Genomic DNA, 14,049 nt, shown 5'->3' with positions numbered 1-14,049 from the left:
TCGAAGGGTTCGGCTATGTCCTGATTTTTTCTAATTTTTCTCCACGAGATCGAGTGCGACCGAGAACGACAGGCGCGGCGGGCCCGCCCCCCGCCGCCCCCCCCCCCCCCCCCGCGCCGGGTGAAGGGGGCCAGTCACGGTGGTGACCTTCACTCAGCTCAGGGACTTACGGCCAGCGGAGCTGGAGGAAGCGGCCGACGGGTGGCAGAAGCTCAGCAGCGGGGCGGGCGCGGCCAAGGACCGCGTGACGGACGAGGTCGCCACGTCCTTGCAGCTCTCCTTGAAGGGTGAGGGAGTCGATGCGGCGGTCGTACGCCTCCACGGTCTCGCGCAGAACTGCCACTACGTCCAGGTCGAAAGCGCCCTGGTCCGTACGGCGCTGAACAATCTGGCCCGAGAACTCCGCGCAGCACAGAAGAAGCTGAACGACGCCGTGACGGAGGCCGAGGCGGAGAAGTTCACCGTGCGGTCCGACGGCTCCGTGCACTGGGTCGAGAAGACCCCCGCCACTCCGCTGCTGCCGCAGCAGAGCGTGCAGGGCAGCAGTCCCAGTGTGGTCATCGCCCCCGTCGGGGACGGGAAGCGGGCCCGGGCCCAGGAGTACGTCGACCGCATAGCGGGTGCGCTCCGGGAGGCCGCTGAGGTGGACGCCCGGTATGCGCGGGCGTTGGGGCGGCTGCACGCGGACAGCGATCTCAAGATCTCCGATACGGACTGGGTGGACGCCCAGCGGGACACGGCCGCCGTACGGAACGCCCTCGGCGATGCGCTTCCCGCGGAGACCATTCCCGCGGACAAGTCCCCCAAGGAGAACGCCGCGTGGTGGAAGGCGCTCTCGAAGGACGAGCAGGCCGATTACGTCGCCCTTCATCCGTCGAGCATCGGGAATCTGGATGGTATTCCTGCCGTGGCCAGGGACGAGGCGAACCGGGCGGTGCTCGCGGAGAAGCAGGCCGAGTACCGGAAGCAGCTCCACGCGCTTCCACCCGAGCCGCTCGAATACGTGCCCGGCAGCAGGGGAAACCCCATGGCAACCAAGTCCACCGAGTGGATCAAGTGGAACGCGAGGAAAAACGACCTCGAAAGGTCAATCAAGGGGATGGAGGAGGTGCAGAGTCGTTTCATGCGAGAGCCGGATGTCGGCCAAGAGCGCTTCCCCCGCGCCTACTTGTTGGGATTTTCGCCCGAGGGGAGGGGGCGTGCCATCATCGCCAATGGTAATCCGGATACGGCTGATCACACGGCGGTCTATGTGCCGGGTACCGATGCGGGGTTCGGGAATCTCTCTCATGACATCAAACGCATGACGAGCCTGTGGCTCGAAGCGGATGCGGCTGCGGATGGCCAGAAAGTGTCCACCATTACCTGGCTCGGCTACGACGCGCCCCAAGGAGTCTGGCAGCCCATGTCCTCGGACAGAGCCAACGAGGGGGCTCCGGAGCTGAACCAGTTCGTTGACGGTATCCATGCGTCCCGTACGGCGGAATCTCCTGGCCACCTCACCGTCATGGGGCACAGTTACGGCTCCACGCTCGTTGGTTCCGCCGCCCGGCAGGGAGACCTGAATGCGGATGACGTCATCACGGTGGGCAGCCCAGGCGTCCAGGTGGGGCGAGCCACGGACCTGGACGTGCCGAAGGGGCACGCGTGGAACGAAGACGCCAAGGGGGACTATATTCCCGAAGTGGGGCGTATTAAGCATGGTCATAAAGAGGTGCACGCAGATTCTGGCATCGACTTCGTGATTCCCAGTGATGACCGCTTCGGGGCGCAGCAAATGCATACCGATACCGAAGGTCACAGCGGTTACTGGAATGAGGACTCCGAGAGCCTGAAGAATCAGGCTCGGGTGGTCATTGGGCAGTACGGCGAGGTCAGTGAGGTGACTTCGTGATGGATGCTGGTTTTTGTTGGGGGCGGATAGGGCGGGCTCGGGTCTTTCTTTCCCTGTTAGTGGTGCCGTTGTTAGCCGGAATGATGGGGTGTTCGGGGATGGATGATGATAAGCCTGAGGTGAGAGACATGGACGAGGTTCAGAGTCGGTCTCTCGGCCTGTCTCGGGAGCTCCTTCAGATCATTGACTTGAAGGGTGATCTGAAGCAACCGGCCACCGCAGTGGGGACGTGCGGTGAAAGGGACGACGACAAGTTCTATCGGATCCACAGCGCCTGGTCCTTGGCGGGGCCTCCGATAGCAGAACTGGAAAAGGCGATGGTGCGGCTCAAGGAGCAGCTTCCCGGTAGAGGGTGGGACATATCCACTTACGGGCCGGCGCGCACCAAAAGCCAGCAGCTCTCCCTGGTGGCAGATTTTCGTGAGGACAAGTTCTCGGTCAACGTCGAGCTATTGGAGCCGTCGCCGAACGGCAGGAAACGCGCCCTGCTCTACGTGAGCCTCGCCTCCGCCTGTTTCGAGGTTCCCGAGGGAAAGTCGGCGAAGTACGAGTACTGACCCCCCGCACGCCACTGCCCCGCCTCCCCAAAACAAAGGGGAGGCGGGGCAGCAAGGCCGAGTTCCAGTGGAGGGGCGGGCCCGCAGGGCGAGAGGTGTTCCGCCCCGGGCCCCCGGGGGCTACAGGCGTTCCGGGGTGCGGATGCCGAGCAGCGCCATGCCCTGGTGGAGGGTGCGGGCGGTGAGGTCGCAGAGGAAGAGGCGGTTCTCGCTCTGGGCCGTGGTCTCGGCCTTCAGGACGGGGCACTCCGAGTAGAAGGTGGTGTAGTGCGAGGCCAGTTGGTAGAGGTAGGCGGCCAACTTGTGTGGCTCGTACGTCGCGGTCACCTCGGCCAGCGTCTCCGCGAACTGGTCCAGGTGCAGGCCCAGCGCGCGTTCGGCGGGGGCGAGCGGCAGTTCGGGGTGGGCGGTCGGGCGGGTCTCGCCGGCCTTGCGGAGGATGGACTGGATGCGGGCGTACGCGTACTGGAGGTACACGCTCGTGTCGCCGCTCAGTGAGACCATCTGGTCGAGGTCGAACTTGTAGTCCCGGGCGGCCGACGTGGACAGGTCGGCGTACTTGATCGCGCCGATGCCGACCTGTGCCGCGCGCTCGGCGATCTCCTCGTCGGTGAGGTCTTGCGCCTTCTCGCGCACGACCGTCGCCGCCCGGTCCACGGCCTCGTCGAGCAGGTCCACCAGGCGGATGGTCTCGCCCTCCCGGGTCTTGAACGGCTTGCCGTCCTTGCCGAGCACCGTGCCGAACGCCAACTGCACGGCCTGCACGTCATCGCTCAGCCAGCCGGCCCGCCGCGCGGTCTCGAAGACCATCCGGAAGTGCAGCGACTGGCGGGCGTCCACCACGTACAACAGCGTGTTGGCCTTGAGGTTCTGCACCCGGTCGCGGACGGCCGACAGGTCGGTGGCCGCGTACCCGTAGCCGCCGTTGGACTTCCTGACGATCAGCGGGGTGGGGTTGCCGTCCGGGCCCTTGTACTCCTCGAAGAACACGCACAGCGCGCCTTCCGAGCGGACCGCGACGCCCGACTCCTCCAGGAGCCGGCAGGTCTCGTCGAGCATGTCGTTGTAGCCCGACTCGCCGACCACGTCGGGGTCCCGGATCTCCATGTCGAGCTTGTTGAAGACCGAGTAGAAGTAGATCTTCGACTCGTCCACGAAGCGCTGCCAGAGCGCCAGTGTCTCCTCGTCCCCGGACTGGAGGGCCACCACCCGGTCCCGGGACCGGGTCTTGAACTCCTCGTCGGAGTCGAACAGGGCGCGGGACGCCTTGTAGAGCCGGTTCAGGTTGGACATCGCCTCTTCGCCGGTGACCTCGGCGGCGTCGCCGTGGTCCAGCTCGTGCGGGTGCTCGGTGAGGTACTGGATGAGCATGCCGAACTGGGTGCCCCAGTCGCCGATGTGGTGCCGGCGCACCACCTGCTCGCCCGAGAACTCCAGGATGCGCACCACGGCGTCGCCGATCACGGCCGAGCGCAGGTGCCCGACGTGCATCTCCTTGGCGACGTTGGGCTGCGCGTAGTCGATCACCGTGGTGCCGGGGTGCTCCGCGTACGGGACGCCGAGCCGTTCGTCAGCGGCGCGGGCGGCCAGCGTACGGACGATCGCCTGGTCGCTGACGGTGATGTTGAGGAAGCCGGGGCCGGACACCTCGACGTCCTTGACCACGTCGTCCGCCGGGCGCTCGGCGCCCTCGGCCGTGCCGTCGAGGACGGCCGTGACCTGGCCCGCCAGCTCCCGCGGGTTGCCCTTCAGCTTCTTCGCGAGCGCCAGCAGCCCGTTGGCCTGGAAGTCCGCCCGGTCGCTTCGTCGCAGCAGCGGGTCCGCGGAACCGGCCTCCGGCAGGGCTGCCGAGAGGGCGTTCGCGATGCGCTGGTGGACCGTAGCGGAAAGGGAAGGGACCGAGGCCATAACAGGTGCGCCATTCCTTTTGGAGGTGCGAAGGGTCGACCAAGTATCCCACGGCGGGCCCGGTGAGTTTTCGGAATACCTGCGGGCTCGACCACCCCGGATGGCTACGGGGCCCGACCGCCGGTCGCCCGGGCTGCCCTGGTGGAGCGGCGACCTCGGGGGAGCGGCGCCGCCGGGCGCGGGCCGCGGGCCCCCCCCCCCGGGGCGCGGGGGGGGCCGGGGGGCCGGGGCGACGGGGGGGGCGGGGCGCCGCGGGGCGCGGCCGGCGGCCCACCGCCGCCCGGCCTGCCCACCGCCCTCGGCTTGCCCACCGTCCTCGGCCACCCACCGCCACCCCGCCCCTGCCCGTCCCGGGCCACCCGGGCGCCCGCCCCGCCCGCCGGGGGGGGCGGGCCCGGCCCGGGGCGTCTGGGAGAATGGCCCCGCCAGGACCGCAAGGAAGGAAGTGCCGACCGTGGCTCAGAGCATCGAGGCCGACTGGGTCTCCCGTTTCGCGGACGACGTCATTGCCGAGGCGGAGCGACGTGCCCCGGGCAAACCCGTCGTCTGCGCCTCGGGACTCAGCCCCTCCGGCCCGATCCACCTCGGCAACCTGCGTGAGGTCATGACGCCGCACCTGGTGGCCGACGAGATCCGGCGCCGCGGGCACGCCGTGCGCCACCTGATCTCGTGGGACGACTACGACCGGTTCCGCAAGGTCCCGGCCGGGGTGCCCGGGGTGGACGAGTCGTGGGCCGAGCACATCGGGCGCCCGCTGACCTCGGTGCCGGCGCCGGCCGGTTCCGCGTACCCGAACTGGGCCGAGCACTTCAAGGCCGCGATGGAGCAGGCGCTGGCGGAGCTCGGCGTCGAGTACGACGGCATCAGCCAGACCGAGCAGTACACCTCGGGCGTCTACCGCGACCAGGTGCTGCACGCCATGAAGCACCGCGGTGACATCGACGCGGTGCTCGCCCAGTACCGGACGAAGAAGGCGCCGCCGAAGAAGTCGCAGAAGCCGGTGGACGAGGCGGAGCTGGAGGCCGCGGAGGGCTCCGGCGCGGCGGCCGAGGACGACGGTGCGACGGGTGCCGCGGGCTACTTCCCGTACAAGCCGTACTGCGGGGGCTGCGGCAAGGACCTGACCACCGTCACCGGCTACGACGACGAGACGACCGAGCTCACGTACACCTGCTCGGCGTGTGACTTCGCGGAGACCGTGCGGCTGAGCGAGTTCCACCGCGGCAAGCTGGTGTGGAAGGTCGACTGGCCGATGCGCTGGGCGTACGAGGGCGTGGTGTTCGAGCCGTCGGGCGTGGACCACTCGTCGCCCGGGTCCTCGTTCCAGGTCGGCGGGCAGATCGTGGGCATCTTCGGCGGCGAGCAGCCGATCGGGCCGATGTACGCGTTCGTCGGCATCTCCGGGATGGCGAAGATGTCCTCCTCGCGCGGTGGCGTGCCCACGCCGGCCGACGCGCTCCAGATCATGGAGGCGCCGCTGCTGCGCTGGCTGTACGCGCGCCGCCGGCCCAACCAGTCCTTCAAGGTCGCCTTCGACCAGGAGATCCAGCGGCTGTACGACGAGTGGGACAAGCTGGAGGCGAAGGTCGCGGACGGTACGGCGCTGCCGGCCGACGCCGCCGCGCACTCCCGCGCCGCCCGGACCGCGGCCGGTGAACTGCCGCGCACGCCGCGCCCGTTGCCGTACCGCACGCTGGCCTCGGTGGTGGACGTCACGGCGGGCGCCGAGGACCAGACGCTGCGCATCCTCAGCGAACTGGACCCGGCCAACCCGATCGCCGGGCTCGACGAGGTGCGGCCCCGGCTCGACCGGGCCGAGAACTGGATCACCACCCAGGTCCCGGCCGACCAGCGCACCCTGGTGCGCGGGGAGCCGGACGAGGAGCTGCTCGGTTCGCTGGACGAGCAGGGCCGCGAGTCGCTGCGGCTGCTGGTCGAAGGGCTGGACACGCACTGGTCGCTCGACGGCCTGACCACCCTCGTCTACGGGGTTCCCAAGATCCAGGCGGGCCTGCCGGCGGACGCGAAGCCGACGCCCGAGCTGAAGGTGGCGCAGCGCACGTTCTTCGCGCTGCTCTACCACCTGCTGGTCGGCCGCGACACCGGCCCGCGGCTGCCCACCCTGCTGCGGGCGGGGGGCGCCGACCGGGTGCGCCACCTGCTGGGCGGCAAGGCGTAACCGCCGCCGCGCCGGTCGGTCGGTAGGGGCCGTGCTTGTTGGTACGGGTCGTGCCGGCCGATGGGCTGGTGCGTGGTGTGGGCGAGGGCCCGTGGGGATGTCCCTACGGGCCCTCGGCATGTCTGGGCGGGGCTGGTTCGGGGTGTGCGCGGAGCGGTGGCGGGGGTGCTGTCCGCGGGGTGCGGCGGGGGTGCGCTGCGTCGTTCGAGGGACGGGTGCGGGAGGCGGCTGCACCCTTCGGCCGAGTGGGCTTTCGCCCGCGCGGAGGACGCGTGGCGCGGGCGGCCCGGAGACGCTTGGACCATGAGAGAGATCGTGGGCATCGCCGGAACCGTCGTCGCCATCCAGGGCGCGCTGGGCATCTGCGGGCGCGTCTTCGGGGAGAAGCCGTGGGGCCTGCTCCAGCAGTGGTTCGACATTCCCCACAGCGGCTACGTGGCCATCACCGCGGTCGGTCTCGTGTGCGCGCTCTGGGGTGAGCTGGGGCGGATGTCCCGGCGGGGCAAGCGGGCGTAGGACGGGGGGTGCGGCGGGGCGCCCGGCCACCGGTCGCCGGACCCCGCCCCCTCCTTCAAGCCCTCAACCCCTCAACCCCTCAACCCCTCAACCACCCCTCAGGCCCTCGCCCCGGGGGCGCTACGGAGTGTGCTGGGTTTCCATTTCCATCTGGTAGCGCGCGCGGAGTTCGCGGAGTTCGCGGCGCAGGCCGTGGGCGGGGAGCGGGCCGCCGCCGACGCCGGCTATGCCGTACAGGTCGAGCAGATAGCGGCTGAACTGCCGGGAGTCGGGGAAAGCGCCGCGTTCCACCACGAACCGGCGGAAGGCGCCGTAGAACGCCTCGTCCCGCGGCACGTCGTCGGGGAGTGCGGACTGCGGGACGTCGTCGGTGAGCGCGGAGAGCGCGATCTCCTGGGTGGCGTCCGACGGGTAGTCCGGCAGCGCGACCGATGCGCCGCGCTCCTCGCGCAGGCTCTCGCGCCGTTCGACGCGCCGTTCGATGCGGCGCTCCTCGTAGTGGTCCTCGTACCCGCCGGCGCGCCACTCGTCGCGGTGCGCCGCGGCCCGCTGCTCGGGCGCGTAGGGCTGCTCCTGCGGGTAGGGGCGCTCCTGCGGGTAGGGGCGCTCGTCCGGGTAGGCGAGTTCGACCGGGTACGGGCGCTCGTCGGGGTAGCCGCCCGCCGGGCCCGGGTGGCCGCCGTACTGGGCGTTGCCGAGCGTACGGCGGCGTCCGCCGGAGCCGACGGGCACGGTCACCGGGCCGCCGTCGACACCCGGCTGACCGGCTTCGCCCATGGCACCTGCGTCAGCCGCCGCAGCCGTCGCGGCACCCGGCTGACCTGCGGCGGCTTGGGCTGCGGGCTGACCGGTGGGCTGGCCCGCGTGGGCGAGTGCGCCGTTCGCGGCGGCAGCCGCCGGGACGGGGGAGCCGTTGGTGGCGTGGTGCGGGTGCGAGTGCGGGTGCGCGGCCTGGGCCGGTTGGGCCACCTGGGCCGGCTGCACTGCTTGGGCCGCCTGGGCGGCGGTGGGGGCTGTGGTGTCGGTCGTTGCGGTTGCCGCTGGTGCGTCCGTGGTGGCCGGGTGGGCCGCGGCGGCCGGCGGGGCGGCCTGGGCGGGGGCCGCGGTGGTGGGTGCGGCACCAGCAGCGGCGCCGGCGCCGTGCGGGGAGCCGGCGCCGTTCGGGGCCTGTCCGGTGTGCGCGGCCTGTCTGGTACCGGCGGTCTGCGCGGTGTCCGCGGCCGGTGTGACCTGTGCGGCGGGGGTGGCTTGCGCGGCGGGGGTTGCCTGTGCGGCGGGGGTGGCTTGCGCGGCGGGGGTTGCCTGTGCGGCGGGGGTGGCTTGCGCGGCGGGAGCGGCCTGTGCACCCGCACTCGCGGCGGTACCCGTACCCGTACCCGTACCCGCGGCCCCCGCCGTGGCGTTCGCCGGCGCGGCAGCCTCGGCCGCCCCACCGGTCGCGACCGCACCGGCCGGCGCGCCCGCCGCCGCGGCGGCCGTACCAGCACCCGGCGTACCGGTGGCGGCGGTACCGGCACCAGCAGCACTCGTACCGGCCGCACCAGCCGCAGCCGTAGCGCCCGCACCAGCGCCAGCCGCACCCGTACCCGCGGCCCCAGCTCCAGCTACAGCCCCAGCCGCCCCCGCATCCTGCGGTGGCGTCTTGGTCAGTGACGCGGCGGCCGTGGCCCCCTGCCCGGGTTCCAGCGCGGCGGGGCCCGGGCCTGCGGTGGCCAGGCCACGCGCGGTCGTGCCGCCGACTTCAGCGGCCCCAGCCGCATCCGGTGCCGCGCCGGCCGCGCCGGATGCGGCGTCCACGCGTTCCGCCGCCACCCGCTGGGGCGCGTCGGCGTCGCCGGCGCCCGTCGCGTCAGCCGCCGGTTCGCCGATGCTGATGGCGAGGGCGCGTTCCGCGGGGATGACGATGCCGGCGGCGGCGAGGCCGGCCGGGGCGGTCTGGGACAGCGGTACGCCGTAGCGGGCCAGGCGCAGCGGCATCAGGGATTCGACGGGTGCCTTGCGGCGCCAGGCGCGGCCGAAGCGGGCGCGCAGTCGGGCGCGGTAGACGAGGCGGTCCTGTTCGAGCCGGATGACCTCGTCGTAGGAGCGGAGTTCCCACAGCTTCATCCGGCGCCAGAGCCGGAAGGTGGGGAAGGGGGCGAGGAGCCAGCGGGCGACGCGGACGGACTCCATGTGCCGGTCCGCGGTGATGTCCGCGATGCGGCCGACCGCGTGTCGGGCGGATTCGACGGCGACGACGAACAGGATGGGGATGACCGCGTGCATCCCGACGCCCAGCGGGTCGGGCCAGGCGGCGGCGCCGTTGAAGGCGATGGTGGCGGCGGTCAGCAGCCAGGCGGTCTGGCGCAGCAGCGGGAACGGGATGCGAATCCACGTCAGCAGCAGGTCGAGGGCGAGGAGTACGACGATTCCGGCGTCGATGCCGATCGGGAAAACGTTGGCGAAGCTGCCGAACCCCTTGTCGTGCGCGAGGTCACGGACCGCGGCGTAGGACCCGACGAACCCGATCGCGGCGATCACCACCGCACCGGCGATGATCACCCCGATGAGTATTCGGTGTGTGCGCGTCAATTGCATCGCGGCCACCCGCGATCCCTCCCCGCCCTCGGCAACTAGCGCGCCAAGCCTGGCATACGCGTCAAGCTCGGAGTGCCCCCAGGGGCGAACAGGCGTGCGGCAGCGCTCCGTTCCCGGCGCACGCCGGGGCCTGCGCCCCGTTTTGGGCGGGCCGCCGTCGCATACGGTGCGCCCATGTCGCGCTCCGTGACTGCCGCGGCATTGCGCGTACGGCTGTCACCTGCGCTTCCGTTGGTACGGGGCCGGCCGCGGACACGGCCCGTACGCGACGGTGGGGGGGGGGGGGGGGGGGGGGGGGGGGGCGCCCCCCCCCCCCCCCCCCCCCCCCGGCCCCGCGGCCCGCCCCCCCGCCCCCCGCCCCCCGGGCGCGCCCCCCCCCCCCCCCCCCCCCCCCCCCCCCACCCAAACCGCTCCCGGCCGCGGGAGGGGCAACCTTCGCCCTCACCTCCTGGGGAGCCAACCCGCTCCCGGCCGCGGGAGGAGTAGCCTTCGCCCTCACCTACCGGGAACCAGCCCGCTCCCGGCCGCGGGAGGGGCAACCTCGCCCCCGCCCACCGGGAACCACACCACTCAGTGGCGGCCCGAGCCCCTGCTCTTGCCCGAGCCGCCGTCACCGTCGCCGTCACCGCTCGTGTCGGTGCTCTTGTGGTCGTCGTCGCCGTCGGTGCCCGAGCCGGAGCCCGGGTTGGAGCCCGTGTTGTCCTGGGGGCTTGCCGACTCGGTGGGCTGGTCCTCGTTGGCCTTGGCGAGCGCGGACACCGCCTCCTTGGCCGCCTTCTGCGCGTCCTTCTGGAGGTCCTCGGGCTTCGGCGGCTTCGCGTCCTCGTAGCCGGCGCCGCGGTACTCGACCGTCACGACGACGTTGGCGGCGCGGGCCACCACCGTCTCGTTCTTGAAGTCGTCGCCGTCCTTCTTCACGGTCGTGCCGACGGTCGTCGCCTCGTCGCCGATGCCGGTTGCGGTGCTCTTCTTGGCGCCCCGCGCGCCGTCCGCCGTGCTGGCCCGCTCGGTCTGCTGCGCGGCGTAGCCGGCGGCCCGCTTGTCGCCCGTACCGAGGTTGAGCTCCGAGGGGAACAGCTTCATCGAGACACTGAGCTGGCGGTACTGGTACCCGTCGAGGCCGGACCACAGGCAGCTCGCGGATTCGTTGATGTTCGCCGAGGGGAGCGTCTTGCCCTTCTTGTCCTTCGCCTTCGGGACCAGGTCGTCCACGGTCCGCTGGCCCAGCGTCTTGCACGCCTCGGGGAGCTTGGCGTACCGCGCGGCGGCGACGGTCGGCGACGGGTTGACGGAGGCCGACTTCGACGCGTCGTCCTTCGGGTCCTTGTCCCCCGAGTCGGACGAGCACCCGGCCACCGCCATCACCGGTACGGCTGCGCAGGCGAGCATTCGGGCGAGTCTCGGTGCTGTTCGGTGCATGGTCCTTCGCTCATTCTCTGTCGGTGGGCGGCCGTCCCGCCGCGTGACTCGTTCGGCACGGTACGCGGCCGTGGCCGCAGGTCGGCCGAACCGTGACGGTAATCGCTGAACTAGTCGCCGAAGCGTGACGGTGCGCGGCGCCCCGTGACCCGCGCCGACCGCGGCCGGCGCGCCGGCGACACGGGCCGCAGGGGCCGTACGCGCCGCCCTCGTCGTCCTCGTACGTACGCGTCGTGAGACGCCCCGTCCGGGTCCTGCACGTCCACGTCCCGGAGTCCCGTCCTAGTCGCCGAACCGTCCGGGCAGCTTACGGGCCAGCCCCTGCGCCTTCTCCTGGAGCTCCGCGCTGTCGGGGAGGTGCTGCGGGTCGGTGGACCACTGGTCGTATTCGATCGTGACGATCACGTTGGACGATCGGAAGACGATGGTGATGTCGCGGTGCACGCCGGAGTCGGCGTTCTTGAACTCGTCGTTCAAGAACGCCTCGTCGCCGAGCCCGTCGAGCTGCCGCGGGGACAGGTCGGGCGCTTCCCCGTCGTCGCCCGGCTCGCCGCCGCCGTCGGATGGGCCGGCGTCGGACGGGCTGCCGCCGGGCGGGGGCGTGCCGCCGGTGGACGGCGTGGCGGAGGTGGGGGCGGACGGGTCGTCGGTGCTCGCGACCACCCGCACCGCGGTGCGCTCCCCGCGCTGGCCCGTGTCGCGGGCGGACGCCAGGTGCCAGGCGGTGGTGTCGGCCAGGTCCGCGCGGCCGTGCGGGGCGGTGGTCGGGGCCTCGCCCGTGCCCCGGACGATGTCCGGCTGGTCGGCGTCGGCCGTGGTGACCCCGTCGTCGGTGGTGGCGGTCCCGGTCTGCGGCGACGCGGTGCCGTCGGGGTTCGGCGAGGCGCTCTCGGTCCCGCTCGGCTGGCTGCTGCTCGGGCTCGCGGTGGCGTCGACCAGCGGGATCTTCGCCGCCTTCGCCTTCTTCGCGTACGCTGCGGCGGCCCGCTCGTCGTCGCCGACCCCGGGGTCGTACGAGACGATGCGCTCGAAGTCGAGCGTCAGGTGTCGGGAGCCCTCCGGCGTCGTCAGCTTCCAACGGCAGCCGACCCGGCGGTCGGTGTCGTACGTGACGGCCGGCTGGCCCTCCAACACCGCCTCCTGCGCCTCCTCGTCCTGGTCGTCAAGACCGGGCAGCAGGGCGCGCAGGGTGTCGGCGCCGACGCTGCCGCAGGGCTCGGGGAGGGTGCGGAACTTGCCGGGCCGTGCGTTCGTCGTCGAGTTGGAACTGCCTGGCTGGTTCTTGTCGTTGCTGGTGGCGGCGGTCTCCCCGCTGCATCCGGCGAGCCCCGCGACGAGCGCGGCGGCGGTCAGCGCGGTGCCCGGTACGTACGGCCTTCGCTGCACTGTCCGCGGCTCCCTTCCCCGGAAAACTGGTTGCCGCACCAGGGCGGCCGATGGAGACAATGTTTACCTCAACCGCTAGCGCGTTCGCCGGTTCACGGTCATGAATGTAGCGCCAGGTCCGGCTTTTCACTTTTCTGTCTTTTTTCTGTCTTTCACGGGGGAATGGGGTACGACGTGACGTACACAGAGGTAGCGGGCGCACGGGTGCCCATCCGCATGTGGGCCGATCCGGCCACGGTCGAGGGCGGTGCGATGGACCAGCTCCGCAACGTCGCGACCCTGCCGTGGATCAAGGGTCTGGCCGTCATGCCGGACGTGCACTACGGCAAGGGCGCCACGGTCGGCTCCGTGATCGCCATGCACGGCGCGGTCTGCCCGGCGGCGGTCGGGGTGGACATCGGCTGCGGCATGAGCGCCGTGAAGACGTCGCTGACCAGCAGCGATCTGCCGGACGACCTGTCGCGGCTGCGGTCCAAGATCGAGCAGGCCATCCCGGTGGGCCGCGGCATGCACGACTCGCCGGTGGACCCGGGCCGGCTGTACGGGCTGTCGACCGCGGGCTGGGACGACTTCTGGTCCCGGTTCGACCACGTGGCCGATGCGGTGAAGTTTCGCCAGGAGCGGGCCACCAAGCAGATGGGCACGCTCGGCGGCGGCAACCACTTCGTCGAGGTGTGCCTGGACGAGCAGGGCGCGGTGTGGCTGATGCTGCACTCCGGTTCGCGCAACATCGGCAAGGAACTGGCCGAGTACCACATCGGCCAGGCCCAGAAGCTGCCGCACAATCAGGGCCTGGTCGACCGTGACCTGGCCGTCTTCGTCTCGGACACCCCGCAGATGGCGGCGTACCGCAACGACCTGTTCTGGGCCCAGGAGTACGCCAAGAAGAACCGGTCGATCATGATGGCGCTCTTCCAGGAGGTCCTGCGGCGCGAGTTCCGCACGGCCCGGGTGACGTTCGACGAGGTCATCTCCTGCCACCACAACTACGTCAGCGAAGAGCAGTACGACGGCATGGACCTGCTCGTCACCCGCAAGGGCGCGATCCGGGCCGGCGCCGGCGAACTCGGCATCATCCCCGGCTCCATGGGCACCGGCTCGTACATCGTCAAGGGCCTGGGGAACGCGGCCTCCTTCAACTCCGCCTCGCACGGCGCGGGCCGCAAGATGAGCCGGAACGCGGCCAAGCGGCGCTTCTCCACCCAGGACCTGGAGGAGCAGACGAAGGGCGTGGAGTGCCGCAAGGACGCCGGCGTGGTGGACGAGATCCCCGGCGCGTACAAGTCGATCGAGAAGGTCATCGACCAGCAGCGGGACCTGGTCGAGGTGGTGGCGAAGCTCAAGCAGGTGGTGTGCGTGAAGGGGTAGCGCGCGGCGCCGTACGGTGTGCGGGGGCCGGGGCCGGGGGGCTCGGGCCCCGCACGTGCGTGGGGGCATTCTTGCGTGGCTGGGCGGCTGCCGGGCCGCCTGCCCGAGGGCGGGAGCCGGCGGCCGGCCCGGGCGGGGGGGGGGGCCCCGCCCCCCCGGGGGGCCCCCACGACCGCGCTCAGCGAGGTCAGGACCGCCGCGGCCCGGCGCAGCGGCCCCGTCCCGTCGCGACCACGCGAACGCAC

At 71.7% G+C, this 14,049-nt stretch carries 10 protein-coding genes; 5 read left to right on the top strand and 5 right to left on the bottom strand.

From position 1 onward, the window contains the following. Positions 1-139 precede the first annotated feature (139 nt). The gene (locus AAHZ94_RS14895) at positions 140-1,894 is read left to right on the top strand and encodes an alpha/beta hydrolase (RefSeq protein WP_349993357.1); all 1,755 of its coding nucleotides are present in this window, start codon (positions 140-142) and stop codon (positions 1,892-1,894) included. Between the two features lie 98 nt (positions 1,895-1,992). Then, complete coding sequence (locus AAHZ94_RS14890) at positions 1,993-2,451, top strand: hypothetical protein (protein WP_349993356.1); 459 nt, start codon at positions 1,993-1,995, stop codon at positions 2,449-2,451. A 120-nt stretch (positions 2,452-2,571) separates the two neighbouring features. On the opposite strand, the gene argS is transcribed toward AAHZ94_RS14890, so the two are convergent. Beyond that, positions 2,572-4,359, bottom strand: coding sequence for an arginine--tRNA ligase (gene argS / locus AAHZ94_RS14885; RefSeq protein ID WP_349993355.1), 1,788 nt, complete (start codon positions 4,357-4,359; stop codon positions 2,572-2,574). A gap of 445 nt (positions 4,360-4,804) precedes the next feature. Here argS and lysS point away from each other — a divergent pair, with 445 nt between their 5' ends. Then, positions 4,805-6,538 (top strand): lysine--tRNA ligase, encoded by a 1,734-nt coding sequence (lysS, locus tag AAHZ94_RS14880; RefSeq protein ID WP_349993354.1) that lies wholly within the window; start codon positions 4,805-4,807, stop codon positions 6,536-6,538. A 303-nt stretch (positions 6,539-6,841) separates the two neighbouring features. Continuing rightward, positions 6,842-7,054 carry a hypothetical protein gene (locus tag AAHZ94_RS14875; protein WP_349993353.1) on the top strand — a complete coding sequence of 71 codons (213 nt, stop codon included), beginning with the start codon at positions 6,842-6,844 and terminating at the stop codon, positions 7,052-7,054. A gap of 120 nt (positions 7,055-7,174) precedes the next feature. Here AAHZ94_RS14875 and AAHZ94_RS14870 read toward each other — a convergent pair whose 3' ends face one another. From AAHZ94_RS14870 to AAHZ94_RS14855, 4 genes are all read right to left on the bottom strand, one after another. Beyond that, positions 7,175-9,631: a DUF2637 domain-containing protein gene (locus AAHZ94_RS14870; RefSeq protein ID WP_502964677.1), complete on the bottom strand. Its 2,457-nt coding sequence runs from the start codon at positions 9,629-9,631 to the stop codon at positions 7,175-7,177. 216 nt (positions 9,632-9,847) lie between these two features. Next, a complete protein-coding gene (locus tag AAHZ94_RS14865) occupies positions 9,848-10,063 on the bottom strand; it encodes a hypothetical protein (RefSeq protein ID WP_349993351.1) in 216 nt (71 codons plus the stop codon). A gap of 138 nt (positions 10,064-10,201) precedes the next feature. Then, complete coding sequence (locus AAHZ94_RS14860; protein ID WP_349993350.1) at positions 10,202-11,020, bottom strand: hypothetical protein; 819 nt, start codon at positions 11,018-11,020, stop codon at positions 10,202-10,204. A gap of 312 nt (positions 11,021-11,332) precedes the next feature. Beyond that, positions 11,333-12,436, bottom strand: a complete 1,104-nt coding sequence (locus AAHZ94_RS14855) for a DUF3558 domain-containing protein (protein ID WP_349993349.1) — start codon at positions 12,434-12,436, stop codon at positions 11,333-11,335. Positions 12,437-12,610: 174 nt separating this feature from the next. Here AAHZ94_RS14855 and AAHZ94_RS14850 point away from each other — a divergent pair, with 174 nt between their 5' ends. Then, a complete protein-coding gene (locus AAHZ94_RS14850) occupies positions 12,611-13,804 on the top strand; it encodes an RtcB family protein (protein WP_349993348.1) in 1,194 nt (397 codons plus the stop codon). The last annotated feature ends 245 nt before the right edge of the window (positions 13,805-14,049 follow it).

Source organism: Streptomyces sp. HSW2009 (assembly GCF_040240285.1).
Classification (GTDB): domain Bacteria; phylum Actinomycetota; class Actinomycetes; order Streptomycetales; family Streptomycetaceae; genus Streptomyces.
This window is presented reverse-complemented; position numbering and strand designations above follow the sequence as displayed.